This window comes from Nocardia sp. NPDC050718 (assembly GCF_040654235.1).
In the GTDB taxonomy this organism is placed as follows: domain Bacteria; phylum Actinomycetota; class Actinomycetes; order Mycobacteriales; family Mycobacteriaceae; genus Nocardia.
In genome coordinates, this window is sequence record NZ_JBFAHQ010000004.1 from 132,115 (window position 1) to 156,879 (window position 24,765).

29 protein-coding genes are annotated in these 24,765 nt (G+C 69.4%); 15 read left to right on the forward strand and 14 right to left on the reverse strand.

What is annotated here, in order from left to right; translation table 11 throughout:
* Window positions 1-96 precede the first annotated feature (96 nt).
* Window positions 97-477, reverse strand: a complete 381-nt coding sequence (locus AB0H54_RS19595) for a Rid family hydrolase (RefSeq protein WP_357347534.1) — start codon at window positions 475-477, stop codon at window positions 97-99.
* A gap of 108 nt (window positions 478-585) precedes the next feature.
* Here AB0H54_RS19595 and AB0H54_RS19600 point away from each other — a divergent pair, with 108 nt between their 5' ends.
* Window positions 586-972, forward strand: coding sequence for a helix-turn-helix domain-containing protein (locus AB0H54_RS19600; RefSeq protein WP_357346738.1), 387 nt, complete (start codon window positions 586-588; stop codon window positions 970-972).
* Between the two features lie 55 nt (window positions 973-1,027).
* Here AB0H54_RS19600 and AB0H54_RS19605 read toward each other — a convergent pair whose 3' ends face one another.
* Window positions 1,028-1,495 carry a VOC family protein gene (locus tag AB0H54_RS19605; RefSeq protein WP_357346739.1) on the reverse strand — a complete coding sequence of 156 codons (468 nt, stop codon included), beginning with the start codon at window positions 1,493-1,495 and terminating at the stop codon, window positions 1,028-1,030.
* Between the two features lie 111 nt (window positions 1,496-1,606).
* On the opposite strand from AB0H54_RS19605, the gene AB0H54_RS19610 reads away from it, so the two are divergent.
* Window positions 1,607-2,605: a WYL domain-containing protein gene (locus AB0H54_RS19610; RefSeq protein WP_357346740.1), complete on the forward strand. Its 999-nt coding sequence runs from the start codon at window positions 1,607-1,609 to the stop codon at window positions 2,603-2,605.
* Between the two features lie 125 nt (window positions 2,606-2,730).
* Window positions 2,731-3,360, forward strand: coding sequence for a hypothetical protein (locus AB0H54_RS19615; RefSeq protein WP_357346741.1), 630 nt, complete (start codon window positions 2,731-2,733; stop codon window positions 3,358-3,360).
* A gap of 101 nt (window positions 3,361-3,461) precedes the next feature.
* Here the strand turns inward: AB0H54_RS19615 and AB0H54_RS19620 are convergent, their stop codons facing one another.
* On the reverse strand, window positions 3,462-4,301 hold the full coding sequence (locus tag AB0H54_RS19620) for a LysR family transcriptional regulator (protein WP_357346742.1): 840 nt from the start codon (window positions 4,299-4,301) through the stop codon (window positions 3,462-3,464).
* Between the two features lie 106 nt (window positions 4,302-4,407).
* Here AB0H54_RS19620 and AB0H54_RS19625 point away from each other — a divergent pair, with 106 nt between their 5' ends.
* The 3 genes from AB0H54_RS19625 to AB0H54_RS19635 all read left to right on the forward strand — a co-directional run bounded on the left by AB0H54_RS19625 (window position 4,408) and on the right by AB0H54_RS19635 (window position 7,157).
* The gene (locus AB0H54_RS19625) at window positions 4,408-5,133 is read left to right on the forward strand and encodes an SDR family NAD(P)-dependent oxidoreductase (protein WP_357346743.1); all 726 of its coding nucleotides are present in this window, start codon (window positions 4,408-4,410) and stop codon (window positions 5,131-5,133) included.
* Window positions 5,134-5,241: 108 nt separating this feature from the next.
* The gene (locus AB0H54_RS19630; protein ID WP_357346744.1) at window positions 5,242-5,658 is read left to right on the forward strand and encodes a hypothetical protein; all 417 of its coding nucleotides are present in this window, start codon (window positions 5,242-5,244) and stop codon (window positions 5,656-5,658) included.
* A gap of 290 nt (window positions 5,659-5,948) precedes the next feature.
* Window positions 5,949-7,157 carry an alpha/beta fold hydrolase gene (locus AB0H54_RS19635; protein ID WP_357346745.1) on the forward strand — a complete coding sequence of 403 codons (1,209 nt, stop codon included), beginning with the start codon at window positions 5,949-5,951 and terminating at the stop codon, window positions 7,155-7,157.
* Between the two features lie 11 nt (window positions 7,158-7,168).
* Here the strand turns inward: AB0H54_RS19635 and AB0H54_RS19640 are convergent, their stop codons facing one another.
* Window positions 7,169-7,804 (reverse strand): TetR family transcriptional regulator, encoded by a 636-nt coding sequence (locus tag AB0H54_RS19640; protein WP_355272550.1) that lies wholly within the window; start codon window positions 7,802-7,804, stop codon window positions 7,169-7,171.
* 96 nt (window positions 7,805-7,900) lie between these two features.
* Here AB0H54_RS19640 and AB0H54_RS19645 point away from each other — a divergent pair, with 96 nt between their 5' ends.
* The gene (locus AB0H54_RS19645; RefSeq protein ID WP_357346746.1) at window positions 7,901-8,683 is read left to right on the forward strand and encodes an SDR family oxidoreductase; all 783 of its coding nucleotides are present in this window, start codon (window positions 7,901-7,903) and stop codon (window positions 8,681-8,683) included.
* 23 nt (window positions 8,684-8,706) lie between these two features.
* Here AB0H54_RS19645 and AB0H54_RS19650 read toward each other — a convergent pair whose 3' ends face one another.
* Complete coding sequence (locus tag AB0H54_RS19650) at window positions 8,707-9,966, reverse strand: ATP-binding cassette domain-containing protein (RefSeq protein WP_357346747.1); 1,260 nt, start codon at window positions 9,964-9,966, stop codon at window positions 8,707-8,709.
* Between the two features lie 356 nt (window positions 9,967-10,322).
* On the opposite strand from AB0H54_RS19650, the gene AB0H54_RS19655 reads away from it, so the two are divergent.
* Complete coding sequence (locus AB0H54_RS19655) at window positions 10,323-11,225, forward strand: hypothetical protein (RefSeq protein ID WP_357346748.1); 903 nt, start codon at window positions 10,323-10,325, stop codon at window positions 11,223-11,225.
* Here the strand turns inward: AB0H54_RS19655 and AB0H54_RS19660 are convergent.
* Window positions 11,213-12,274 carry an acyl-CoA desaturase gene (locus AB0H54_RS19660; RefSeq protein ID WP_357346749.1) on the reverse strand — a complete coding sequence of 354 codons (1,062 nt, stop codon included), beginning with the start codon at window positions 12,272-12,274 and terminating at the stop codon, window positions 11,213-11,215. The genes AB0H54_RS19655 and AB0H54_RS19660 overlap by 13 nt on opposite strands.
* A gap of 201 nt (window positions 12,275-12,475) precedes the next feature.
* Here AB0H54_RS19660 and AB0H54_RS19665 point away from each other — a divergent pair, with 201 nt between their 5' ends.
* Window positions 12,476-12,799 (forward strand): DUF4333 domain-containing protein, encoded by a 324-nt coding sequence (locus AB0H54_RS19665; protein WP_357346750.1) that lies wholly within the window; start codon window positions 12,476-12,478, stop codon window positions 12,797-12,799.
* A gap of 210 nt (window positions 12,800-13,009) precedes the next feature.
* On the opposite strand, the gene AB0H54_RS19670 is transcribed toward AB0H54_RS19665, so the two are convergent.
* Complete coding sequence (locus AB0H54_RS19670; protein ID WP_357346751.1) at window positions 13,010-13,156, reverse strand: DUF1059 domain-containing protein; 147 nt, start codon at window positions 13,154-13,156, stop codon at window positions 13,010-13,012.
* 85 nt (window positions 13,157-13,241) lie between these two features.
* On the opposite strand from AB0H54_RS19670, the gene AB0H54_RS19675 reads away from it, so the two are divergent.
* On the forward strand, window positions 13,242-13,898 hold the full coding sequence (locus AB0H54_RS19675) for a class I SAM-dependent methyltransferase (RefSeq protein ID WP_357346752.1): 657 nt from the start codon (window positions 13,242-13,244) through the stop codon (window positions 13,896-13,898).
* 198 nt (window positions 13,899-14,096) lie between these two features.
* Here AB0H54_RS19675 and AB0H54_RS19680 read toward each other — a convergent pair whose 3' ends face one another.
* The 5 genes from AB0H54_RS19680 to AB0H54_RS19700 form a co-directional block, all read right to left on the reverse strand.
* On the reverse strand, window positions 14,097-14,858 hold the full coding sequence (locus tag AB0H54_RS19680) for an SDR family oxidoreductase (protein WP_355272536.1): 762 nt from the start codon (window positions 14,856-14,858) through the stop codon (window positions 14,097-14,099).
* Window positions 14,855-15,817 (reverse strand): hypothetical protein, encoded by a 963-nt coding sequence (locus tag AB0H54_RS19685; RefSeq protein WP_357346753.1) that lies wholly within the window; start codon window positions 15,815-15,817, stop codon window positions 14,855-14,857. Before AB0H54_RS19685 ends, AB0H54_RS19680 begins: the two co-directional genes overlap by 4 nt.
* A gap of 112 nt (window positions 15,818-15,929) precedes the next feature.
* Complete coding sequence (locus AB0H54_RS19690; RefSeq protein ID WP_357346754.1) at window positions 15,930-16,721, reverse strand: alpha/beta fold hydrolase; 792 nt, start codon at window positions 16,719-16,721, stop codon at window positions 15,930-15,932.
* 70 nt (window positions 16,722-16,791) lie between these two features.
* A complete protein-coding gene (locus AB0H54_RS19695) occupies window positions 16,792-17,919 on the reverse strand; it encodes a cytochrome P450 (protein ID WP_357346755.1) in 1,128 nt (375 codons plus the stop codon).
* A 14-nt stretch (window positions 17,920-17,933) separates the two neighbouring features.
* Entirely contained in the window at window positions 17,934-19,049 is a 1,116-nt protein-coding gene (locus AB0H54_RS19700; protein WP_357346756.1) for a cytochrome P450, read from the reverse strand.
* 83 nt (window positions 19,050-19,132) lie between these two features.
* On the opposite strand from AB0H54_RS19700, the gene AB0H54_RS19705 reads away from it, so the two are divergent.
* From AB0H54_RS19705 to AB0H54_RS19720, 4 genes are all read left to right on the forward strand, one after another.
* Complete coding sequence (locus AB0H54_RS19705; protein ID WP_357346757.1) at window positions 19,133-19,729, forward strand: TetR/AcrR family transcriptional regulator; 597 nt, start codon at window positions 19,133-19,135, stop codon at window positions 19,727-19,729.
* Window positions 19,730-19,750: 21 nt separating this feature from the next.
* Window positions 19,751-20,500: a helix-turn-helix transcriptional regulator gene (locus AB0H54_RS19710; RefSeq protein ID WP_357346758.1), complete on the forward strand. Its 750-nt coding sequence runs from the start codon at window positions 19,751-19,753 to the stop codon at window positions 20,498-20,500.
* A gap of 139 nt (window positions 20,501-20,639) precedes the next feature.
* Window positions 20,640-20,807 carry a hypothetical protein gene (locus AB0H54_RS19715; protein ID WP_355272523.1) on the forward strand — a complete coding sequence of 56 codons (168 nt, stop codon included), beginning with the start codon at window positions 20,640-20,642 and terminating at the stop codon, window positions 20,805-20,807.
* A 235-nt stretch (window positions 20,808-21,042) separates the two neighbouring features.
* Window positions 21,043-22,314 (forward strand): helix-turn-helix domain-containing protein, encoded by a 1,272-nt coding sequence (locus AB0H54_RS19720; RefSeq protein ID WP_357346759.1) that lies wholly within the window; start codon window positions 21,043-21,045, stop codon window positions 22,312-22,314.
* Between the two features lie 39 nt (window positions 22,315-22,353).
* On the opposite strand, the gene AB0H54_RS19725 is transcribed toward AB0H54_RS19720, so the two are convergent.
* Window positions 22,354-23,565 carry an oxygenase MpaB family protein gene (locus tag AB0H54_RS19725; RefSeq protein ID WP_357346760.1) on the reverse strand — a complete coding sequence of 404 codons (1,212 nt, stop codon included), beginning with the start codon at window positions 23,563-23,565 and terminating at the stop codon, window positions 22,354-22,356.
* Window positions 23,566-23,640: 75 nt separating this feature from the next.
* Between AB0H54_RS19725 and AB0H54_RS19730 the strand changes: the two genes are divergently transcribed.
* Window positions 23,641-24,264: a TetR family transcriptional regulator gene (locus tag AB0H54_RS19730; RefSeq protein ID WP_357346761.1), complete on the forward strand. Its 624-nt coding sequence runs from the start codon at window positions 23,641-23,643 to the stop codon at window positions 24,262-24,264.
* Between the two features lie 10 nt (window positions 24,265-24,274).
* Here the strand turns inward: AB0H54_RS19730 and AB0H54_RS19735 are convergent, their stop codons facing one another.
* Window positions 24,275-24,736, reverse strand: a complete 462-nt coding sequence (locus AB0H54_RS19735; RefSeq protein WP_357346762.1) for a MarR family winged helix-turn-helix transcriptional regulator — start codon at window positions 24,734-24,736, stop codon at window positions 24,275-24,277.
* Window positions 24,737-24,765 lie beyond the last annotated feature (29 nt).

Consider the following 24,765-nt stretch of genomic DNA (forward strand, 5'->3'; position numbering starts at 1 on the left):
GTCCTCCAGGTGTTCGGCGCGCCGCGCTGTCTCCGGGCCAATCCGTCCCTCGGCGAGGGGTATTCAGTGTCGACCAGGCCGCCGTGTAGGCGTGCGTCAGTCGAGGACGGCGTAGGCCTCCACCTCGACGAGGACGTCCGGTTCGAAGAGGTAGTCGACACCGATGGCGGACACCGGGGGGAGGGGATCGGGGAGGGCGAGTTCGGTGGCGACCTGGGTGATGCCGTCGAGGAAGGCTGCGTATTTGTCGGGAGTCCAGTCGGTGACGAAGAACCTGAGACGGACGACGTCGGCGAAGGTGGCGCCCGCTCCGGCCAGGCCGCGGGCGGTGTTGCGCAGGGCGTGGGCGAGCTGGCCCGCGAGGTCACCGGGGGCGACCGGGTTGCCGTCGGCGTCGCGGGCGATCTGACCGGCGACGTGGATGTGGCGGGTTCCGGTGCTGATCGAAACATGGTGGTACGGAACGGGACCGAACATCTTCGGCGGGGTGATGAGCTGTACGGGCACGGTGGTTCCCTTCGCGGATCGACTAGGTATCCCTTGTATACGTGGTATTCGAAGGGCACTTCAACGAGACTAGGTGTCATGCAGGAAACCGACGAGGCCGCTCAGCTCACCGCGCAGCACCGTGAATTGCTCGACCAGATGCTCGACAAATGGTCGTTGCAGATCATGGAGGCGCTGTGTGATCAGCCGTTGCGGTTCAACGAGCTCCGCCGGGCGATCCCGGAGGTGACACAGAAATCGCTCACCTCGGCGCTGCGTCGTCTCGAACGCAACGGCATGGTCGATCGAGTGATCACCCACACCCGGCCCATCGCTGTCGAGTACCGGATCTCGCCGATCGGCCGGACCCTGCAGGGGCTCATCGACGCACTGCTGCTCTGGACCACCGACACCCTGCCCGCGGTCCAGCAGGCACGTGCGCGCTTCGACGATCACCAGGGCGAGAACGACCTCGGGACGCTGTGATAACAGACCATCCCACCGGGGTGCGACCGAGCTGGCCGCACCCCGGGAACGGGCGTCAGGCCTGGGCGTACTCGGTGGCGACGTCGAGGATCCAGGTCACGCCGAAGCGATCGCGCAGCATCCCGAACCCGGGCGCCCACTGTGCCGGGCCGAAGTCCTCGATGACGCTCGCTCCGTCGGCGAGGCGTTCCCACAGCGCGCCGACCTCCTCGACGGTGTCGCCGCGGACGGACAGGAAGAACGGCTCGGTGGTCAGGGTCGTGCCGTTCTCCCGGCGGGTGGTCGGCTGGTCGAGGGCGACCGGCGCGTCCGTGCCCGGCACGTCGTAGGCCATGACCCGGAACCCGGTGTCGGCGACGATCTGACCGAAGACCACCTTGGCGGCATCGGGCAGCGCCGCGGGCATCCCGAAGTCGCCGTAGGTGGCGACGGTGAGCTGTCCGCCGAACACCGACTGGTAGAACTCCAGGGCGGCACGGGCCTGACCGTGGAAGTTCAAGTGCGCGACAGTGTTTACCGACATGGTGAGCGGTCCCTTCGGAAGTGGTTTGGTCGCCGGAGGTTCCGGCGACAAGCCCACCGTGTCAGCAGTACCGGACAGGGAACGTCCGCTATTCGTGGCAGTCTGGTCAGCATGCCGATCGCGTCCTCGACCGTGACCTCTCGTCGTCTGCTCGCGCTGTTGTCCCTGTTGCAGGTTCACCGCGACTGGCCGGGTGCGGTGCTGGCCGAGCGGCTGGCCGTGAGTGAACGCACGGTGCGGCGCGACGTCGAGCGGCTGCGTGAACTCGGCTACCCGATTCACGCGGCGAAGGGCCCCGACGGTGGTTACCGGCTCGCGGCGGGGAGTGCCATGCCGCCGCTGCTGTTCGACGACGACCAGGTGGTCGCGCTCGCGGTGGCGCTGCGGGTCGCGGTCGGAACAGGCGCGGAGATCGAAGAGGCCGCCGCCCGTGCGCTGACGACCGTGCGGCAGGTCCTGCCCGCGCGCCTGCGTCACCGTGTCGACGCGCTCGAAATGACCGCGGTCGAATCGGCAGGCCGCGGAACAGATCCGCAGGTCGACCCCACTGTGCTGCTCGCCCTGAGCGCCGCGGTGCGCGCCGCGGAGGAGGTCCGGTTCGACTACCGGTCCGCGGCGGCGACACCCGCGGAGTCGCCGCCGGCGCGGCGGGTGCAACCACACCACCTCGTGGCCCGCGGCGGTCGCTGGTATCTGATCGGCTGGGATCCCGAGCGGCAGGAGTGGCGGACCTACCGCGCCGACCGGATGGTGTTGCGGATCCCCAACGGCCCCCGCTTCACCCCACGCGAGGTGCCGGGTGGCGACATCGCCGCCTTCCTGTCCGCGCGGTTCAAAGGGTCCGGCACCGCGAACATCTGGCCGTGTCGCGGCGAGGTCATTCTCGACTTGCCTGCCGCCCGGGTGGCACCGTTCGCCGGCGACGGCACCGTCGAGGAACTCGGCTCCGCGCGCACCAGGCTCCTGACGGGTTCCTGGTCCTGGGCCGCGCTCGCCGCGACCCTGGCCCGATTCGACACCGAGATCGAAGTCGTCGGACCCGACGAACTCCGCGACGCCTTCGCCACCCTCTCTCGGCGCGCCGCTCGCGCCGCCCGCGCGAGGTCGTGACTCTATCCAAAGATGTTGCGTACTGGGAGAATTCATCGGGCAGGCTGACCCAATCGCGTGGGAGAGAACGGACATGCGCCACCGACCACGCATCATCGCCGTCGGGATGGTTCGAGATGACATCGTTGGTACAGCAGCTGCCCGCCCTGATCGGCGTGCTGCTCGGAGTCGCGGCAACCTACTTGTCGACCTCGGCCGCCGAGCGAGCACGGTGGCGCCGAGCTCAGGCGATCCGATGGGATGAGAAGAGACTCACCGCCTACACCGAGTACGCCTACGCGGTGAAGAAGGCGATCGGTCTCTCGGTCCGGATCGCCGCGCACCAGGGGATGCACCCCGATATCGACAAACTTCCCCTCGACGAAGGGCTGGTCGCCCTCGCCGCCGCGGAGGAAGCGCGAACGATGATGTGGGAGTCGGTGCTGATGTTGGGAAGCGAGGACGCGGTCGTCGCAGGCCGCAGGTGGCACGAGAGCGGGTTCCGTCTCCAGTTGATAGCAACCGGCAGGATCTCCGATGTCCCCTGGGCGCGGGCAGTCGAAGAGGCAAGTCAAGCGCGCCGCGGCTTCTATGAGGTCGTGCGGAAAGACATCGGACTCGCCATCCGCGGTTCGTCGCAGAGCTATGAATGGCAACTGGCCCGGTTCCTCCAGCTGTCGAGCCCGTCCGGCGGCACTGAGCACCGCACGCCGGAGATCCCGCCGACTCCACCGGATCGCCGGCCGGACAGGTCACTTCCCGAGTCCTCGGGCTGATCGTGCGTCGGCGGGCCGCCCTCAGCCGACCCGTGGCGGATCCGCTGCACAGTCACTCGCTGCTCACCGCCCCGGGCGCCGATCAACAGCGGGGGCGGAGGCTAGAGGCGTGTCGCCGTACGGACGAGGTCGGCGACGGCTCGGGATGTGCTGTGCGGTGGCCAGGCGATGACGGTCGTGACGGTCGGCGCGTCCAGCACCGGCACGGTGGCGTGGTCGGCGCGGAGTTGGGCGCGGAGCGACTCGGGGACGACCGCGCAGGCCCGTCCGAGGGTGATCAGCTGGGCCAATTGGGTGTGGTCGCGAACCTGCGGGCCGGGGCCGTCCGGGTAGCTGCCGTCTCGCCGGGGCCAGCGCGGCAGGGGCAGGTCGGTCAGGGCGCTGATTTCGCTCATCGAGAGGTGGGGTCGGTGGGCGAGGGGGTGTCCGGCGGGCAGGACCACGATCTGTGGTTCGGTGTACAGGTCCTCGGTGTCGAATCCGGTCGTCGTGTCGTAGGGCCGGTGGAGCAGCGCGACGTCGGCACTTCCGTTGCGTAGCAGTCTTTCCGGTTCGCCGGGGCCACACAGCATCACCTCGACGGCGACAGCGCCGGGCTCGGCAGCGTAGGCGTCCAGCAGCTTCGACAACAGTTCGCTGGCGGCTCCCGCCTTGGTGGCGAGCACGACACCGGGCAGCTCGGCGGCGGCGCGGCGGGTGCGGCGCTCGGCGGCGTCGACCGCGTCGAGCGCGAGCCGGGCCTCCCGCAGCAGTACCGCCCCGGCCTCGGTCAAGGTGATCGCGCGCGAACTACGGTGCAGCAGGACGACTCCGAGCCGTCGTTCGAGCTGCTGGATCGCCCGCGACAGCGGCGGTTGCGCCATCGCGAGCCGTTGCGCCGCCCGCCCGAAGTGCAATTCCTCGGCCACCGCGACGAAGTATCGCAACTCCCGCGTCTCCACCGGGTGATCGTATCCGGGCGTTCACCACGATCGATACCCGTGCGGTATCGGCGGCCACCCAGTCGGTCTTGGACGCGACACCTGGGCCCGCAACATGATCAACGGCATGAGTGAACCCACGATCGCGCTGGTGACCGGCGCGAACAAAGGAATCGGATACGAGATCGCGGCGGGCCTTGGCGCCCTCGGCTGGCGGGTCGGGGTGGGCGCGAGGGATCGGCAACGCCGCGAGGCCGCGGTGGAGAAGTTGTGTGCGGCGGGGACCGACGCGTTCGCCGTCCCGCTCGACGTGGCCGACGACGCGAGTGTCGCGGCCGCGGCCGAGCTGATCGCCGATCAGGCCGGCGGGCTCGACGTGCTGGTCAACAATGCCGCGATCGGCGGTGCTCTGCCGCAGACTCCCACCACGGTCGATCCCGCGACGGTGCGAGCTGTGGTGGAGACCAACGTGATCGGCGTCGTCCGGGTCACCAACGCGATGCTGCCCCTGCTGCGCGGCTCGGCGTCACCGCGCATCGTCAACATGTCCAGCAGCGCGGGTTCACTCGCCCTGCACACCACGCCCGGCATCGACATGGGCCCGATTCCCGTGGCGTACCTGGCGTCGAAGACCTTTCTGAACGCCGTCACGATCCAATACGGGAAGGAGCTGAGCGACACCAAGATCCTGATCAACTCCGCCTGCCCCGGTTTCACCGCCACCGACCTCACCGATTTCCGTGGCGTCCGCACACCCCGGCAGGGCGCGGCGATCGCGATTCACCTCGCGACCCTGCCCGACGACGGACCGACCGGCGGGTTCTTCGACGACGCGGGACCAGTGCCCTGGTGAGCAGGCCCCCATCTCGGCCGGCAGGCATGTCGATCTCCCCGGCTCCCGTTCGACCTACGAATGAGAAGACCGGCAAAGGCCGGACGACCCACCCGAGGGAGGAAGCACATGACCGCCAATGATCTCGATGTACTGCTCGGCTCCTGGGAACTCACCGGGCGCACCCACAAGTCCGACCACGACGACATCACCGGGGAGCTCACCGCGACACGCATCCTGGACGGCGGGCTCCTACAGCTCGACGGCAGGATGCGGATCGGGGACACGGAGATCCGCAGCCTGGAGTTGATCTGGCCGGACGAGGCCGCCTCCGGATTCGCCGCGCACGTGTATTCGGGTTCCGGCGCACCGCTGAACTACCGGTGGCGCCGTGAGGGTGACACTCTCGTGCATGCCGGTCTCGGAATGACCTACACCGGAACCATCAGCGCCGACGGTGCCACGATCACCGGTTCGTGGTTGCCCGACCCGGACCGTCCGGACATGGCCGAGGCGGCCTACGACGCCACCATGCGCCGGGTATGAACGGCGCGGGGTGTGGCGCGCTATCGGCGAAGGCGATACCTGGACAACAGGATTGACCCGTTGGTGGTGTGTCGCTGATGATTGTCGTGGGCACAGGGCGGCAACTCGTCCCCTGCTCCGAACCGTTCGGGACGGAGTATGCGGGTGGGTGTCGACCCGACGTCCGTGACGGAACCCCGTCATTCCCGAGGTCGGCGAGGAGCATCGATGTATGCGGCTGATTCTGCTGTGCGCAAGGGCGATCCGAGGCTGTCCGGTGTCAGCGGTGACATCGAGCGATCGGATCTCCCATGACCGACGTGAGCTTCACCCGGGATGGGGCCCTCCTGCGAGGAACCGTGACCGGCGCGGGCCCGACGGTGCTGCTTCTCCATGCTGGGGGTGAGCACCGCGGTGTGTGGGGTCCGGTCGCGTCGCGGGTCGCCGCGGCCGGTTTCCGGGCGGTGGCATTCGATCTGCGTGGTCATGGTGAGAGCACGGGGGAGGCGGTAGATCTTCGCGTGCTCGCTGAGGATGTGGCCGAGATGGTGCGGCGCGAGCCGCAGCCGGTCGTCGTGGTGGGTGCCTCGGTCGGCGGGCTCGCGGCCATCGCCGCTCTCGGCGAACCGGATATCGCGCGTCGGGTGGCCGGGCTGGTGCTGGTGGACGTGGTTCCGAGATCCGATCCGGATCGGGTGCGTGCCTGGCTCGGCGAGATCGGGCTTCGCGATCGGCACGCCGAGCTCGTGGACGACAGCCTCGCGGCGGGGTCCGCGCTGCACGCGACAGCCGTCGGATCGGACGTGCCCCTCCTGCTCGTGCGCGGCGGCCGGTCGCCGCTGACCGACGCGGAAGTAGACCGTTTTCTCGCCGATCGCGATGTCCCGGTCTCCTGGGTGCCGGATGCCGGTCATCTCGTCGCTCGGGACGCCCCCACCGAGCTCGCGCGCATCGTCGCACGGCACGCCGCCCGCTGGGACGCTGCCGCCGGGGTGGTGCGGGACGCGTTCGACCTGCAGCGCGCCCTCGGCGCCGAGAAGATCGACCACCCCGGTGGTGCACTGTACGCACACTTGCATCGAGTGCACGACCTCGTGGTCGAGTGGGACGCCGCGCCGCGAACCCGATTGGCCGCGATCTGCCACGCGTCCTACGGCACGGACGGATTCGCGACCGCCCTCCTGTCGACCATCGATCGAGGGCGCCTCGCGGACGTGATCGGGCACGACGCGGAGGCCCTGGTGTATCTCTACGGTGGGTGCGACCGCGAGCGGACCTACCGCGATCTAGGGCGACAGCCGCTGGCGGTAGCCGACCGATTCACCGGAGGCTTCCGGCTGGTCCAGGGCGCTGAACTGCATGACTTCGCCGTGCTGACGATGGCCAACGAGCTCGACGTGGCCCGTCACGCGCAGTTGCCGCGCTCCACACGGGCCGGGATCAGGAGCGTCGTCGTCGCCCTGGCGAGCTACGCGCCCGACGAGGCGGCCCGCGCCCTCGCCGACGAAGCGCTCACCTGAGCGACCCGCCGCTACAGGAGTGCGTGGGCGGCGAGGCGGGCCAGGCAGGTGTCGACGACGTCGGCGGCCGAGCCGGGCTCCGCTTCGGCGGCCCACCGTTCGGTGCCGAGGCGCACGGCCGTATTGGCCATGGCGGCGGCGAGCGCGACGTCCAAATCGTCGGGGGACCGGCCGGTGCGGGCCGCGATGATGGGGATCAGACTGGCTTCGCAGTCCTGCTGGACGCGCAGCCAGGTCGCCCGCAGGGCGGGGAGTTCGGTGGCGGCACGCAGCAGCGGGTGCAGGAGCTTGTCGGCGACGTCGGCGTCGACCAGGGCCGCGGTGGTGGCGGCGCGGTAGGAGCGGCTCAGCGCCTCACGCAGCGACAACTCGGGCGGGCACGCGGCCAGCTCGTCGGCCCAGGCCTGGGTGCCGATGGCCAGCAGCGGGGCGACGACGTCCTCCTTGCCGGAGAAGTACCGGTAGAAGGTCCGCAACCCCATCCCCGCCGACGCGGCGATGTCCTCGACGGTCGTCGCGGCGTAGCCGTTCTCGGCGAAGAGATGGGCCGCGACCATGGCCACCTCGCGCCGGGTGGCCGCACGGCGGATCTCGTTGAGCGCAGGCCGCCCCGGTGCGGTCGCTGCCTGGTTCCGTTGCCTGGTCACCGGCGCACTATACCCAGCATCAACGACTTCCTTGCACGTCGTGTCATTTATGGCATATTGTGCCAGAAACACCCTGAACGACGAGGAAGAGATCTCATGAACCGTCTCGAACAGCGCCGCATCCTGGTTACCGGAGCGGGATCCGGCATCGGCCAGGCCACCGTGCTCCGCCTGTTGTCCGAGGGTGCGGTCGTCGTCGGTGCCGATGTCAATGCCGAGGGCCTGCAGATGACGGGCAAGCGCGCTGCCGAAGCGGGCACCGACACCCGATTCACCGCCCTCGCGATGAACATCGGCGACGAGTCCGACGTCGTCGCCGGTGTCGCGAGCGCCGTCGAGACCCTCGGTGGGCTGGACGCTCTCGTCAACGCCGCGGGCGTGCTCCGCGCCGCGCATACCCACGAGACGTCCCTGGATCTGTGGAATCAGATCATCAACATCAACCTCACCGGCACGTTCCTGGTGACCCGCGAGGCCCTGCCCGCCCTGCTCGCCAACCCCAGCAGCACCATCGTCAACTTCAGCTCCACCTCGGCGACGTTCGCGCATCCGTACATGGCCGCGTACTCCGCGAGCAAGGGCGGCGTCCAATCCCTCACCCACGTGCTGGCCCTCGAGTACGGCAAGCAGGGCCTGCGCGCGGTCAGCGTGGCCCCCGGCGGCATCAAGTCGGGCATCACCGACGCCACGCCCGGCTACCTCCCGCAGGACTCCGACTGGTCGCTGTTCAGCCGCCTGATCGCCGTTGTCCCGCAGGACAACCCGGAGGAACTGGCCGGTCCGGAGAATGTCGCCGGCGTGATCGCCATGCTCGTTTCCGACGACGGCCGCTTCATCAGTGGCACCGAGATCCGGATCGACGGCGCCGCCCACACCTGACCACTCGCCGCTGACGGCCCGCGCTAGCCGGCGACCAGCGCCGGGGTGAGCTCCAGGCGTGGCCAGTCGGCCAGGTCGGCGCGGAGCTGCCGGTCGTGGGTCGCGATCACCACCGCCGCGCCCGTGCCGATGAGGGCGGCGGTCAGGTCGTCGACGAGCGTGGCCGAGAGGTGATTGGTCGGCTCGTCGCACAGCAGCAGTTCCGGGCGGGCGGCGAGGTGCACGGCGAGCTGGAGTCGGCGCTGCTGCCCCTGCGAGAGTCTGCCCACCGGAGTGTGCCGTGCTCGCCGCTCGAGCAGCCCGGTGGCGGCGAGGGCCTGGACCAGCCCGGGCGCCCGGGACTGGCGCTCGTGCCTGCCGTGTCCCTTCTCCGGGCGCCACCCGGTGCTGAGCCGATCACGGGCCTCGGCGACCGCCTCGCGCAGGCGCGCGTGCTCGGCCGTCTGGTCGGCGTACTCCTGCTCCCAGTGCGCCCGTGCCCGATTCCTGCCGTCCTGCCAGCCCGCGTGGCCGCCGCTGAACAGCCGCGGTCGGCCGTCGAGGCTGGGGTCGAGGTCGAGGAACTCCGTGCCGACATCGCGGAGCAGCACCCGGTCGTGGCTCACCACGGCCACCCCACCCGGATGGGTGCGCAGCCGTTCGGTGAGGAACTCGAGACCGGCACGATCGAGGTGGTTCGTCGGCTCGTCGAGCAGCATGATGTCCGGCGCCGCGCCGAGTAGACAGGCCAACCGGACGCGCGCGCGTTGGCCCACCGACATCGTTGCGAGCGCGCGGTCCCGATCGGTGCACGCGCCGAGGGCGGCCAGGGCGATATCGACGCGGCGTTCGGCGTCCCAGGCGTCGAGCCGGGTGGCGGCGTCGAGCGCGTCGGCGTAGGCGTCATCGGCGCCCGGCACACCCTCGGTGAGGGCGAGAGTCGCCGCGTCGAGGGCACGCAGCGCCCGCAACGCGGGGCCGATCGTCTCCGCGACCAGCGTGCCGACGGTCTCCCCGGCTCGGCAGGGAATGGACTGGCGGGCGATCCCGAGGGTGCCCACCCGGGTGACGGATCCGGTGTCGGACCGGATCAGCCCGGCCAGGATGTGCAGGAGGGTGGATTTGCCGCGGCCGTTCTCGCCGACGATCGCCAGCCGCGACCGGGCGGCCACGGTAATCGAGGTATCGGTCAGGACCGCACGATCACCGAGAGTGTGATGGACATCGATCGCCCTGAGGTGCGCGCTCGCGCCCGCGGGCAGGTCGTCGGCGGATCCGCGGCGTGGCGCGGGGGAATTCGACATGGAGGGCTCCGTCGTTCGAGGAAGGAGCCGGGCAGGGCACAGGAAACACCGCCCGGCAGGACTGCTCGGACGGCGGCGGAAGAAAGGGGGTCAGAAAGGTCCGGTCGCCGCCGTCAGCGGAACGACCAGGGCTTCATCATCGCGGTGCCACACATGGGATGGACCCTAGCGGCGGCGGTGCGACGTCGGCAACGGAATATCGCCGACGCCCCGGTCACCGCAGAACCCGGGTGACGGCAACTTCTCGGCACCATCGAGCCGGGAGCGACGGCCTCGGGGTTGACACGGTGGCGACCACGGCTTTGACTGACCAGGAAGCTGGTTTCACCTCGTTCGACACTGTCTGAGGGGTAGAAATGCGCAGCACATCGTGGGCGGGCCCGGCGCGGCGGTCGGCTGTCGGGCACGGGTTCCACTTGATAGTGGCAATGATCGGTGCGTGCCTCCTCGCGGTCGCGGGGACTCAGACGGTCTCCGGCCAACCGGTGGCAAACGGCGACGGTACCGGCTTCTCGATTCCGTTCTCCGGAGCGCCCGCTTACGAACACGTCGCACCGACGCAGCTGACGAGTCCGGAACAGCTCAATCAGCCACTCGGTCAGGAGTGGGCCGACACGATCGCGGGCCAGATCGGTCTCAACCGGGCCGACGCGCTGAGCGAGCAGCAGTATCTCGACCTCACGTCCGGCGGCGGCGTCGGCGGGAACCTCGACGCTGCCGCGGTAATCGTCGCCTGCGTCGAGATCCTCACCAATACGGTGGGCCGCCCCGTCTACTCCGAGGTCGGCGGGCAGCGCGTGACCTCGGTGCTGGGCAGCTACGGACTGTACGTGAATCCCAGCGGATCGCTGGAGAGCCCGGCCAACGCCGACGCACCGACCCGGCAGGTCAACACCCTCATCGCGCCCGGCGGTTTCGTCGGCAACTGGTTGCGGGACAACGGCGCGCTCCACAGCCTGACCGCGCTCTACCGCTCGGCCTACACGGTCCAGGCCGCGTATGGATTTGCGGCACAGCAGATGTCGGGCGCCGCGCAGCTGGTGACCAACACGAAGGGCGGTGTCAGCGCCGAGGTCGGCATGTCCATGGCGCCGCCGCTGTGGATCGTGAACTTCGCCCTGATCTACATTCTGAACCCCACGCTGGCGGCCGGGATGCCCGCCTACTGGGCCCCGATCCCGCCGCAGGTGGCCGAGGCGATCAAGGCGAGCCCCACCGGCCAGGTGCCGTACCGCGACTACGCGGGCTACTTCGGCTGACGGTCGGGTTCGCGCAGGGGCGCGCCGACGCGATGCAGGTGGACGAGCGCCTCCCGGTAGGACGCGACCAGCCCGGTCTCGTGGTACGGGACGCCGATCTCCGCGCAGTAGTCCCGGACGATCACCTGGGCGCGACCCAGATTCGGGGTCGGCATACTCGGGAACAGGTGATGCTCGATCTGATAGTTGAGCCCGCCGAGCGCGAGGTCGGTCACGAGGCCACCACGCACGTTGCGGGAGGTCAGGACCTGACGACGGAGAAAGTCGGGACGGTCGTCGCCGGTCAGGGTCGGCATGCCCTTGTGGTTCGGGGCGAAAATGCAGCCCATGTACAGACCGAACAGCCCCTGGTGCACGGCGATGAAGGCGATGGCTTTGTCGGCGGGCAGCACCGCGAAGACCGCGGTCGCGTACGCGGCGAAATGGCCGAACAGCAGCGCGCCCTCGACCGCGCGGTGTTTCATCGATCGATTACTGAGCGCGCGGACGCCCGCCACGTGAAGATTCAAGCCCTCCAGCAGGAGCAGCGGAAAGAACAGGAATGCCTGCGCCCGGCCGATGAGGCGGGGCAGACCGCGGCTGGACCTCGCCTGCTGTTGTGACCAGACCAGAATGTCTGGCGCGACATCGGGATCGAGTTCCTCGTGGTTGGGATTGGCGTGATGACGGGTGTGCTTGTCCTGCCACCAGCCGTAGCCGAGGCCGATGCCGGCATTGCCGACGATGCGGCCCATCACTTCCGTCGGCTGCCGCAGCCGGAAGACCTGGCGATGGGCGACATCGTGCATGACCAAGGCGATCTGTGCGAAGGTCACGGCCAGGAAGGCGGCGACCAGCAGGGTCCACCAGGATTCACCGACAAGAAAGAACGCCGCCCACCCGCCGACGAACGCGGTCCCCACGAGGCCGAGCCGGACGGCGTAGTAGCCGGGCCGACGGCGCATCAGCCCGGCCTCGGAAATGCGGCGCAGCAGCCGGGCGTAGTCACCGTCGGCGCCGCGCCGCGGTGACGAGGGAGATGATGCGGGAACCAGGGAGGACGTCGTCATGATCCCGAAGTTATCGGCGGAATTCTCACCTCTCGTAATCCCGCGGTATGACATCGAATAGGACTGCGGAGTGATTTTCCGGCCCGTGCCGCGACATTGCACAGTTCGACAACGTCGCCCCCGAATTCCCTCCCGGACGGGGGATCTGAGAGTAACTTTGCAGCTAACCTGCTTTTCCCTCGGCACTAGTGAGGTTCGATCATGAGGGCACTGCGCACTGTTCCCGCCGTCCTCGCGGCACTGCTGACGGCGGCAGCGGTATCCGCCGGATGTTCGGTGTCGGTCGGCACCGCCACCGTCGACAAGGAGGCGGTGGCCGAGCAGATCAGCACCCAGCTCGCGAACCAGGTGGGCGAGACCCCGGACCAGGTCACCTGCCCCGAGGACCTGAAGGCCGAGAAGGGCGCGACGATGACCTGCACGCTCACCGAGCAAGGCGCCACCTACGACGTGAAGGTGACGGTCACCTCGGTCGAGGGCGACAACACGAAGTTCGACATCGAGGTCGCCGACACGCCCAACTAGCTCAGTCCGCCGCGTGGTCGGCGGCGCGCCCCGCCACGTAGTCGCTCGCCCAGCGGTAGTCGGGTTTGCCGCTGGGGGAGCGGGAGGTGGTCTCGGCGACCCGGATCCGACCACCGTCGCCTGTTCGCTGACCATCGAGCGGAACGCGGGCTGGACGATCACCGAGGTGGGCAGACTGCAGAACGCCCTGCCGACCGCGAAGTAGCGTGGTCAGTAGGCGATGAAGAGGATCTCGTCGCGCGTGTAGTCGTGATCGGGGTGGTTCGCGGCCAGGTGCGCCTGGGTCTGGGTGACCAGGTCGTCCTCGTTGTCGGCGTTGATCTGGGTACCGCAGGGGCAGTTGAGGCGAGTCTTCATCACGTGTCTCCTGTGCCGATCACTGTCCGGCGATCTGCTGGACGGTAGTCCGGAGTGTATTCCAATTGCTGTGTTAGCGTGAGTCATGGGACCCGTAGACGAGATCTCCGCCGAGGCCGGTGCGCTGTTCGCGCTCGCCGAGCAGGTCACCGGATTCATGCCGGCAGACGAGGGGCGCGCGCTCTACGCCGCCGCCCGCGACTACGCGGGGACGGGAACCATTCTGGAAATCGGCACCTACTGTGGCAAGTCGGCGATCTATCTGGGCGCCGCGGCCCGTGCGACCGGCGCGACCGTCGTCACCGTCGATCATCACCGTGGCTCGGAAGAGCACCAACCGGGCTGGGAGTACCACGACACGAGTCTGGTCGACCCCGAGACCGGTGTCTTCGATACCGTGACGGCGTTCCGGCGCACCATGGTGCGGGCCGGCCTGACCGACACCGTCACCGCGATCATCGGGTCCTCCACCGCCGCCGCGCGCCTCTGGCGCACGCCGCTGACCATGCTTTTCATCGACGGCGGCCACACCGAGGAGGCCGCCCGGCGCGACTACGACAACTGGGTGCACTGGATCGCGGGCGGTGGGCTCCTGGCGATCCACGACGTCTTCCCCGACCCCGCCGACGGTGGGCAGGCCCCGTTCGGCATCTACCACCGTGCGCTCGACAGCGGCAAGTTCCGCGAGCTCTCGGTGACCGGGTCGCTGCGCATCCTGCAGCGCGTCGCCGCTTGCGGTTAGCCGTCGACGGCGTCGCGGAAGATGCCGTTGGCGGCGAGTCTGCATCGGCCACGACCCGTCCGAGCGCTGGGACGTGGCCGACCAGATGTCGGCCTCGCGGGCCTGGTCCAGGCATGGGCTACGAGTCCTACGAGAAGATCGCCGACCGCATCGAACGCGCTGCCCTGCGCATCCTGCAGGTCCCGTAAGGCGACAGCCTCAGATGTGCGCGCCTCCGTCCACCTGGATGGTGGTGCCGGTGATGAACGCCGCGTCGTCGGAGGCCGCCATCGCCACCACACCCGCGACCATCTCGGGCGAGCCGAGCAGCGGTCCGATGGCCGGGGCCATCTTGCTCAGCAGCCCGGCGTCGATATCGGCCGGGACATCGGTGAGGCTGTAGGTCATCGGTGTCTCGATGCCGCCCGGCGAGACGCACACCGCGCGCAGGCCGTGCTTGCTGTACTCCAAAGCCAGTGTGCGGGTGAACGACTCGAGCCCGCCCTTGCTGGCGGCGTACGCGGCGCGGTAGGGCGCGGCATAGGTGGCTGCGCTGGAACTGATGTTGACCACCACCGCGTGCTCGCTCTCCAGCAGCGCGGGGAGCGCGGCACGGGTGACCAGGAAGGGGCCGGTGAGGTTGGTGCCGAGCACGGTGTTCCACAGCTCGATGCCGGTCTCGTGCAGATGCGACAGGCGGATGATCCCGGCGGCGTTGACGAGGACGTCGAGCCCGTCGGCGGACAGTCTCGGCACCACCTCCGCGACCGCGACGTCGTCGGTGACGTCGAGGATCTCGTAGCTGAACCGTTCGGCCGCACCGTGATCGGCCGCCAGCTGCCGGGTCTTCGCCAGCGCCGCGGCGGTGCGCCCCACCCCGGTCACCACCGCGCCCTCCGCGAGCAGGCGCGCGACGATGGCCTGGCCGATACCCGAGCCGGCGCCGGTGACGAGCGCGCGGCGCCCGGCGAGGCGATTCACCGGGCCTCCACGATCGCGACCGGTCCGGACGCGGGCAGCCGGTCGAGATCGCCCGGTTCGGCGACCACGTCCACCGGGAACGGCTGGACGGCGGGCGGCGGCAGCCCCGGGCCGACCACCAGCCCGCCCCGCACGTCGAGCCGGTCCATTTCCTGGATGATCGGCTCGTAGCGGGCGGGCAGCAGATTGTTGTGCCACACGAAATCCCGTACCTCGGCCGCCGTGGTGAGACTGCGTTGCGCCACCGGGGAGCACACCGGGACGCGCGGATCCCGAAAAGTCATACCGCTCACGAACTCCCGCATGAAATCGGCGGCGTATTGCTGCAAGGGGGAGTGGAACGCGCCCTGGTACGCGTCGAGCACGAACATGTGCCGGGCGTCGGCCGCGGCCTCGATCTCCGCGTGGAGCTCGCGCAGTGCCGCGGTGTATCCCGACAGCACGAAGGAGCGGTTCACGCCGTCGATGGGTCCGGTGTCGACGGCCAGGTACAGCCCGGGTCGTGCCTGCCCGTAGTAGCGCTCGGGCACGTCCTCGATCGGCACCGACAGCAGCGCCATGCCCTGGCCCGCGATATCGTCCGGTCTCGGCACCAGTCGTCGATGGCGCAGCATCCCGAACAGTTCGTGCCGCTGCACCGCCCCGGCCACGCAGGTGCTGATCAACGCTCCCAGGCTCAGTCCGCCCGTCGCCACCACCTCCACGCCCCGGGCGGAGAGATCTTCGGCCAGGCCCAGATTCAGCGCGGCCTGCCGCAGGGCGCCGATGCTGTGCCGGTCCTCGGGCGTACCGAGCAGTTCCGCGTCCGGATGCCGGCCGCGCAGGATGTCCACGGACAATCCGGTGCACTCGGCCGCCTCGTCGTAGGCGTTCTCCACCGCCGGGCAGGTCCGGCAGAATTCGTCGATCGTCTCCGGCGTCATACTGACCTGACCGCCGAACAAGTAAGCAAACCTCATCACCCATCGAATACAGCAAGCGGGCCGGGGCACCGGCAAGAGCGCCGCCGGACCACCTCTCAGCCGCCTCCCGGCCGGTGGTACCCCTGGCGAGTAGTACTACCGCGCGGGTTCAGGGGCGCAGCTCGGCGAGGAAATCGCGGAGCAGTTCGTGGAATTCGTCCGCGTGGGTGAGGTTGACGGTGTGCTCCGCGCCCGCCACGGTGTGGAATCGCACCGGCCCGCCCAGGCCCTCGGCCAGGGCGGTCATCGCCTCCGCGGCGAACGCCGGGTCGGAGGCGCCGCGCACGAGCAGCGCGGGGCAGTCGATGTCGCCGAGCAGGTCCGCGATCGAGTCGACATTGACCAGGGCGTCGGCGGCGGGCGCGACCCGGCGGCGGTCACCGCTGAGCCATTTGTCCAGCCACCGTTGGTGATCGGCGCGATCGTTGCCGATCACCAGCCCCGCGATCATCTTCGCGATCGCCGCGAGCGGGCTCGATCCCACCCAGGCGTCGGTGACCTGCCGGAACCCGACCCGCTGCGGCTCGGAGAACTCCCGCGCCGAGGTGCCGACGAGGGCCAGCCCCGCCACCCGCGGCGGACTGAGCAACGCCATGCGCAGCGCGATGAAACCGCCCTGCCCCACGCCGCCCGCCACCACCCGGTCCAGCCCGAGGTGGTCGGCGACGGCCCAGGCGTCGCGGGCCAGATCCCAGAAACTGAAGACGGTGTCGGGACTCTCGGTCAGCCCGTGGCAGCGCGCGTCCACCGCCACGACCCGGTACTGCGGCGCGAGCGCGGCCAGTTGGTCGTCGAACATCTCGTGGTCCATCAGGAAGGAATGGCCGAGGATCAGCGCGGGACCGTCGCCGCCACTGTCGACGAAGTGGACTTTCGCGCCCGCGGAGATCGCGTACGGCACAACCGTGGCTCCTGTCAGTCGTGCGACCCCCTGGGGGTCGCAGCCTAACAAGAGCCCGGCCGGCCGCCGGTCACCACCGCACGGGTAACTCCCGCACGCCGCCGGTGAAAGTGGTTGTGCGCAATGCTATTTCGGAAGGATCCACCGCCAGTTCCAGAGTCGGGAACCGGGTCACGAGCTGCCGGAAGACGGTCTGCAGTTCGATGCGGGCCAGCGGTGCGCCGACGCAGTGCCGCAGCCCGTGGCCGAAGGTGACGTGCGCCGCGCCGGTGCGGGTCACGTCGAACCGGTCCGGATCGGGGAAGACCGCCGGATCGTGATTGGCGGAGTCCAGGTCCAGCAGCACCAGGTCCCCCTTGCGGACCGGGCACCCGTCGAGTTCGACATCGTCGCGGGCGTAGCGGGGAATCCGGGGCATCGGCGCGACGCGCAGCAGTTCCTCGATCGCGGTCGGCACCAGGTCCGGATCGCGCACCAGCGCCTGCCATTGCTCCGGGTTCTCCAGCAGGCGCTTCACGCCGAGACCGATCTCCACGACCGTCGTCTCGTGCCCGCCGAACAGCAGCCCCAGACCCAGCATCGCGATGCCGTGATCGCCCAGGTCGCCCCGGGCGCACAGCCGGGCGAGGACGTCGTCGCCGCCGGTGGCCTTCTTCCGTTCGATCAAGGTCAGGAAGTAGGCGAACAGCCCGGCCACGCCCTCCTGCACCTTCGTGGTCTCGACCTGCTCGGACAGGCCCTCGGTCCAGGCGCGGAACTGGTCGCGATCCTCGTAGGGCACGCCGAGCAGCTCGCAGATGACCAGCAGGGGCAGCGGAACCGCCACGGCGGTGTGCAGGTCGGCGGGTGAGCCGGTGGCGGCCATCTCGTCGAGCAGCGCGGTGGTGAGCTCCTCGATCCGGGGCGTGAGATCGCGCATGCGCCGCGGGGAGAAGTACGGCACCACCAGCTCCCGCAGGCGCGCCTGATCGGCCGGCTCGGTGTCGAAGTTGCCCATCGGTCCGCCGAAGAACATCGAGTCCGAGGCGCGCGCGGCGGTCTCGGGAGTGGGATGGGCGCGGCCCAGCCGGGGATCGGCGTAGAGCTTGCGGACCTGGGCGTGACCGGTGGCGACCCAGCCTTCATGGCCGAGCGCGGTGGTGGTCCGGTGCAGGGTCGTGGTGACGGGGCACCGGGCGGAGGTCGACTCCGTCGTCATCGCGGACTCCTTTCTCACCAGGCCACCGGCAGGGAGAGCAGGCCGCTGGTCGCGACGTCGTCGCGCCGGGGCAGGGTCTCCGGGTCCGCGTCCAAGCGGAGCGTCGGAAAGCGCTGCGTCAGTTGCCCGAACACCGCTTGCAGCTCGACCCGGGCCAGCGGCGCGCCCAGGCAGTAGCGCGGGCCGTAGCCGAAACCGAGGTGCGCGCCCTGCTGGCGCAGGATGTCGACCTTGCGTGAATCGGTGTAGACCGTCGGGTCGTGGTTGGCCGAATCCACGTCGAGCAGCAGGAGTTCCCCGGTCTTCACCTCGACGCCCTCGATCACCAGATCGGTGCGCGCGTAGCGGGCGAATCCGGTCGACTTGTGCACCCGGAGCAGTTCCTCGACCGCCTGGGGCACCAGCTCCGGTCGCCGCACCAGCAGCTGCCACTGATCCGGTTGGCGCAGCAGTGCCAGTGTGCCCAAACCGATCTCGACCACCGAGGTCTCGTGCCCGGCCAGCAGCAGGCCCAGCGCGAGGGTGGCGATCACGTCGTCGCTGATGTCCTCGACCTCGCACAGCTTCGACAGCACGCCCGGACCGGGCTCCTTACGCTTACGCTCGACGAGTTCCTTGCAGTACAGGAACCATTCCGCGCCGGCCTGCGACGCCTTCGCGGCGTCGTACTTGTCGAACAGTCCGGCGGTCCACTCCCGGATCATGCCGCGGTCGTCGTAGGGCACCCCGAGCAGTTCGCTGATCACCAGCAGCGGCAGCGGTACCGCCAGCGCCTCGTGCAGATCGGCGGGCGAGCCGTTGGCCGCCATCTCGTCCAGCAGCTCGGCGGTGTAGGCCTCCACCTGGGGTTGCAGGGCTCGCATCGCGCGCGGGGCGAAGAACGGGTTGAGCAACTCCCGCATCCGGGCGTTGTCGGCGGGTTCGGTCTCGAAATTGCCCAGGGGAGCGCCGAAGAACGGTGAGGCGGTGGTGCGTGCGGCGGTCTCCGGCGTCGGATGGGAACGACCGAGCCGGGGGTCGGTGAACAGCTTCTTGACGCGGTCGTAGCCGCAGACCTGCCAGGCCGGATCACCGGTGAGGGTCTGGATCCGCTGGATCGGGCAGGCGAGCTGGGGTGCGTCGGTGGTCATCACTCACTCCTATATGTTCGCTTGTACAAGCGAAGTTAAACATAGGAAGTTGTACCATTCGACTTGAACAAGGAGGTAGGTCCGTGGCCGCCAGCAGCACACCCGCGCCGAGCCGTCGCATGCCGCGCGCCGAACGGCGTGAGCAGATCCTCGAAGCGGCCACGCGGGTATTGGCGCGCAACGGATTCGGCGCGACCGGCCTCGAGCAGATCGCGGCCGAGGCGGGCATCACCCACGTCATCCTGTACCGGCACTTCGCGTCCAAGGCCGACCTGTTCCGGGCGGTGCTCGAGCGGGCCTACACCCGGCTCGGCGACACCATGGGGACCGAGCACCCCGGCGGCTCCAGCCTGCCCGCGCTGCTCGCCGCCGCGACCGCCGATCCCGACGCCTTCCGGCTGCTGTTCCGGCATGCGGTGCAGGAGCCGGACTTTCGCGACATCACCGATCTGGTGCGCGGCTATTCGACCGTGGTCGCGCAGCGGTATCTCACCCAGGCGATCCCGGACGGGCCCTGGCAGGACTGGGCGACCCAGGTGATTCCCGGCTTCATCCTGGACGCCGTCATCGCCTGGCTCGACGTGGGCCGCCCCGATCCCGAGGGCGCCGCCGCGCGCATCGGGCGGGCCGCGCTGGCACTGATCGAGATTGCGAAAGACGGTGCGGCCGCGCAAGAGTGAGCCGGACCATCGAGGAGGATCATGCACGGGCCAGGGGTGCCGACACTCGCCGACTTCGTCCGCGCCCATCGGCGCGCGACCCGACCGGACCATCCGCGCGGCATGAGTCGCCAGCAACTGGCCACGGCCATCCACTCCAGCGTCGGCTACATCGCCAAGATCGAGCAGGGCGGCGCGAGCAATCCCAGCCCGTCGGTGCTCGACGCGCTCGCCGAGGTCTTCGCCCTCGACGGCGACGAGCGCGCGCACCTGTATCACCTGGCGCAGCAACGGTTCCGGCGTCCCGCCGCCGCGCATCCCCGGCAGCTCGAGCCGGAACTGCGCACCACCGTGGACGCCATGAGCCCGCATCTGGCGGCTGTGCTGAACGGCGGCTGGGACGTGATCGGCGCCAATGCCGCCTTCGACGCGGCCCTGCCGGGGTTGCTGGCCAAGGGCAACCTGTTGCGCTGGCTGTTCACCGATCCGCGGGCCCGCCTGGTGATCGAGGAGTGGGAACGCGAGGCCACCGTGATCACCGGCTGCTTCCGTGGCTACGCCGGGCGCGTCGGCGACCGCGACGACCTGCGGAACCTGCTGAGCGAGCTGGGTGCCCAGCCCGACTTCCAGCGACTCTGGCGCGCCGGCCGGGTGTACCTGGACCGGCGCGACCCCACCGTCCGGCTGCGGAACCGAAAGACCGGTCAGCCCTTCGGAATCCGGGTCCAGCAGTTCAGTACCCCACTGCCGCACCCGAATCGGCTGCTGCTGGTGGGTTTGGTCGACTTGTAGGTATCCATGACGAATTCCCGAGTTCTACGGAGAAAATCAAGAACTCCCGCGAAGTGAACCCGCCGCGATCTGTCTGTGATCTGATCGAGATGTCCCCGAGATGGGGGCGATCAGAAAGAATGCAATCGAGGTTGACTGTATGAATTCCAGAACTGCCCGTCCGCTCGCCGTCGCCGTGCTGGCGTTGTCCGCCTGCGCCCTGGGTGCGGGAACCGCCACCGCGGCGGCCCCGGCCCCGGTGGCCGGGTCGGTCGAGGTGTGCCTGCCACTGCCGGTCGGTCCGCTCGAGGTGAGCTTGTGCCTGTGATCCGCTAGCCGGAATGCCTCCGGTGGTGGTGGAACCGTCCGTAGGGAGCGGGATTGCGCGGTCCCGTCAGGTTTCACCACCGCCGGACGGCGGGTTCGCGCGCCGGTGCCGTTGGGGGAATCCCTAAACATTCCGGTATTCCCTTACCGCCTGTCACAAGCGAACCCGACGTGGCGGTTTGTTCTACGCGGTAAGTTGGGAGCTTGCCCAGTTGTCTGGGTGGGAAGGATTCATCATGGCTGGCTCAGCATCCCTCACACCGTTCTTGACCGCAGCGGGCCGTCCGGTATCGACCCCGCTGAAGGATGTGCGGGCGATATCCCGCCAGATGGTGGGCCATTTCATCGAGAACGTGGCGCCCTGCGCGACGTTGCCCACCGAAGTCCTTGACGGTGACGTCACCACGGTGACACGGGTGTGCCTGGAACTGACCGGCGGTGTGCTCGACGGCCGCGACCTCCCCGGGCGTCTGGAGCGGATCCAGGCGGCGGCCGCGGGCTGGGCGCGCGAGGGCATTCCGATCGACACCATCCACAACGCGGTGCACGAGGGCTTCAAACTCGGTTTCGACCTGGTGACCGCCAATGTGAACAACCACGACCACGCGACCGTCGTCGGCGTGGCCCGGCGGCTGACCGATGTCCAGAGCACGATCACCGCCGCCGTCTCGGCGGCCTATGTGCGGGAACTGCGGTCGGTCGTCAGCGAGCACCACACCGCCGTGCACACCCTGACCTCGGCCCTGCTCGGTGGACAGAGCACCTCCACGATGGCCAGGGAATGCGGGATCGAGATCGCCGATCGATACCACGTGATCGCCCTGGCGCTGCCGCCGCACGCCGAGGAATTCGACCCGGCGCTCGATGCGAATGTGGTCGCCCGGCGCAAGTTGCGGCGCGTGCAGGCCGAGCTGGCGAATCGCTGTGTCGGCAAGGTGCTGTCGCTGCTCAGCGTCGACGGCGGCACGCTGCTGCTGCCCGCGGCGGAGTTCTCCGAACACGAGCTCGACGAGCTGGTCATCGGATTGTCCGCGGCGGCACAGGTGCCGGTGCGCGCGGTCACGACGCCCGCGGCACCGGCCGATATTCCGCGCGCCGCCGAGCAGGTCCACGAACTGGTCGAAATAGTGCACCGGCTCGGTGGTCCGAGCAAGGTGTACCGCCCGCACGAATTGGCTTTCGAATATCAGCTGACGCGCGAGGGCGCGGCGCGTGATTATCTGAGTTCGGTCGTCGATTCCCTCGAGGCCCATCCGGAATTGCTCCGCACGCTCGAGGTGTACATCGCGTCGAATCTGCGCCGGACGAATACCGCGCGCGAATTGTTCGTCCACACGAATACCGTCGACTACCGATTGAAGCGCATCGGGCAGCTGACCGGCTTCGACCTGAACGATGTCACGGGACTGTGCTACCTGCGCGCGGCCCTGCTGATCCGCGCGCACCGTGGCCTCGGCAAGCCGGAGGACGGCCATCCCGACGACGAAACCCGCTCGCGCGCGGGGTGAGTCACGCGGTCACGTCGTCGGGTCGGCGGCTCGGTCCGGTCAGGCGGCGTGGGTGAGTCGGGCGGCGGAGGCGCCGATCGCCGGGCGGGCGCCGACCAGCGTGCGCATGAATCGATCCTGTTCCCGCGCACCGCGCGTCGCGGCCCGGTCCAGTCCGCCGGGCAGTACCCGGGTGGCCGAGCGGACGAGATTGGTAGGGATCCGGAGCGCCGGATACCAGGGAATCACCACCGTCGGCAGGCCCAGCGCGCGCATCGTGCGGCGGCCGAGGAAGGTCCCCGTCACCGACAGGTGCTGGGCGTAGGCGAGGCGGCGGCGCACGGCGGGCAGGCGGTCGTAGTTCCACGACAGCGGATCTCGCGACATCGGCACCGCCAGCTGGCGGGTCGACTCGTCCGGGTCGGCCAGGGCCGAGAGCGTGTGCACCAGGACGCGCACGCCGTCGCGGAACGAGTGCGGCAGCCACTGCTCCTCGACGCCGAGCAGGCTGCCGACATAGCGGACCAGGTGCGCGAGGTCGTCGGCTTCGGACGGTGTGAGCAGCACGCCCATCCCCAGCGCGCCGATCGCCGGTGCGATGAAGGCGCCGACCAGCGTGGCCGCCATATCGGTCTGATTGATCGGCAGCCCCCAGTCCTCGGTCCGCCAATCCGGCATGGCGGCCACATGGCGTCGCACGAAGGCGTGGATGAGCCGCACCCGGATGGTGGAGCGATAGCCGAGGCCCAGCGGCGCGAGCCCGTCCTCGGACAGGACGTCCATCGCCCACTGCATCGTCTCGGCCCAGCGCTGATTGGAGCCCTTCTCCAAGGCGCCCGTGCGCAGCAGCGTCTTGTTGAAGCCGGAGAACTGGTAGCCGCCGAGCATGGCGACGTCGCGCGCGATGTACATACCGTCGGCCCCGCTGCTGAGCAGCACCTTGGCCCCGCGCACGAGCTTGTCGTGATCGACCCACGCCGGCACCGCCTCGACCTCGGCGAAGAACGCGCGCAGCGGTTCCGGCGCGTCCGGCACGGCGGCGATGCCGTGGGTGAGTGCCCGGTCGAACAGCGGGCGCATCTGCTTGCTGCCCGCGGTGACCATCCACTCCACCAGCTGATCCATCGGCTCGTCACCGACGAGCAGTCCCTCGCCGAGGCGACGCCACTGATCCGAGTCGGGGCCGTGGACACCCAGGGTGGCCGCGAACCCGCCGACGATCACGGGGGTGCGGTGGGGCCGGTCGGGGTGTCGGGTGGGAACGGTAGGCATCGGCACTCCTCGTTGAGCGACGTAAACTGGATAACGACTGATATCCAAAGTAGGCCGCCTGCTAAAGTGCTGTCAATGGCGCGTGCGGAGGTGGTCCGGCCCTATCGGGGCATGAGCGCGGCGAATCGCCGGGACGAACGCCGCGACAAGCTCCTCGCCGCCGGTCGGCAGGTCTGGGGCGAGGCCGGGCTGACCGAGGTCACGGTGCGCCGCGTCTGCGCCGCTTCCGGATTGACGCCGCGCTACTTCTACGAGCAGTTCGCCACCAGGGACGCGCTGGTGCTCGCTGTCGCCGAGCAGGTGCACGAAGAGCTGGCCGCCACCCTGGTCGAGGCCAGTCAGGCCCAGGCCGACGGCCTGCGGGACAAACTGCTGCGGGCGTTGACGGCGTTCCTCGACGCCATCGCCGACGACCCGCGGATCCACCGCATCCTCACCAGCGACACCCACGGCACCGCGGGCCTCGAAGAGCTTCGGGCCCGCTCCGTCGGCATCATCACCGATCTCGTCGTGCAGTACAGCGCGGAGTTCCTCGACGCGCCCGCGAGTCCGGAGAGCCGGCGCCAGGAAGCGCTCTTCGTCGTCGGTGGGATCAATCAGCTCATCGACGCCTGGCTGCGCGACCCCCGTCAGTCGAGTGTCGAATTGGCCACGCTCTGTACCGAACTCGCCCTCGCGGTGGCGCGCAGGGGGCGTTGAGAGCGGCCTGTCAGTCGTCGGGCCGTGGGCGGCAGGACGGATCGTGCGCGGTGAACAGCTGGGTGAGCGCGGTGTCCATGGCCTGCTGTGTCGCCGGGCTGAGGGCAGCCAGGAAGTCGGCCTGCGTGCGCTCCAAGTCGGCGAAGGCGTCGGTGAGGGTGCGTAGGCCCTGCGCGGTCGGGACCACCACGTGCCTGCGCCGGTCGGCGCCGCGTTCGCGGGTGGCCATGCCGGTGCGCTCGAGGCGGTCGACGACGGCGACCATGGTCGTCCGGTCCAGGCCCGTCGATCGGGCCAGATCCTGCTGCGAGTGCGTGCCCGTCGCGGCGTAGGCGAGCACGCGGAAGTCCTTGCCGCGCAGGTCGTAACGCTCCAGTGCCTGCTCGACGGCCTCGCGCGCCGCGTCGCCGACCCGGAACAACAGGAACAGCGGCGCCTGGGTGATCCGTGCCACCGGATTCGTCTCTCGCATCACCTCACTCTAGTCACGTACACTGATCG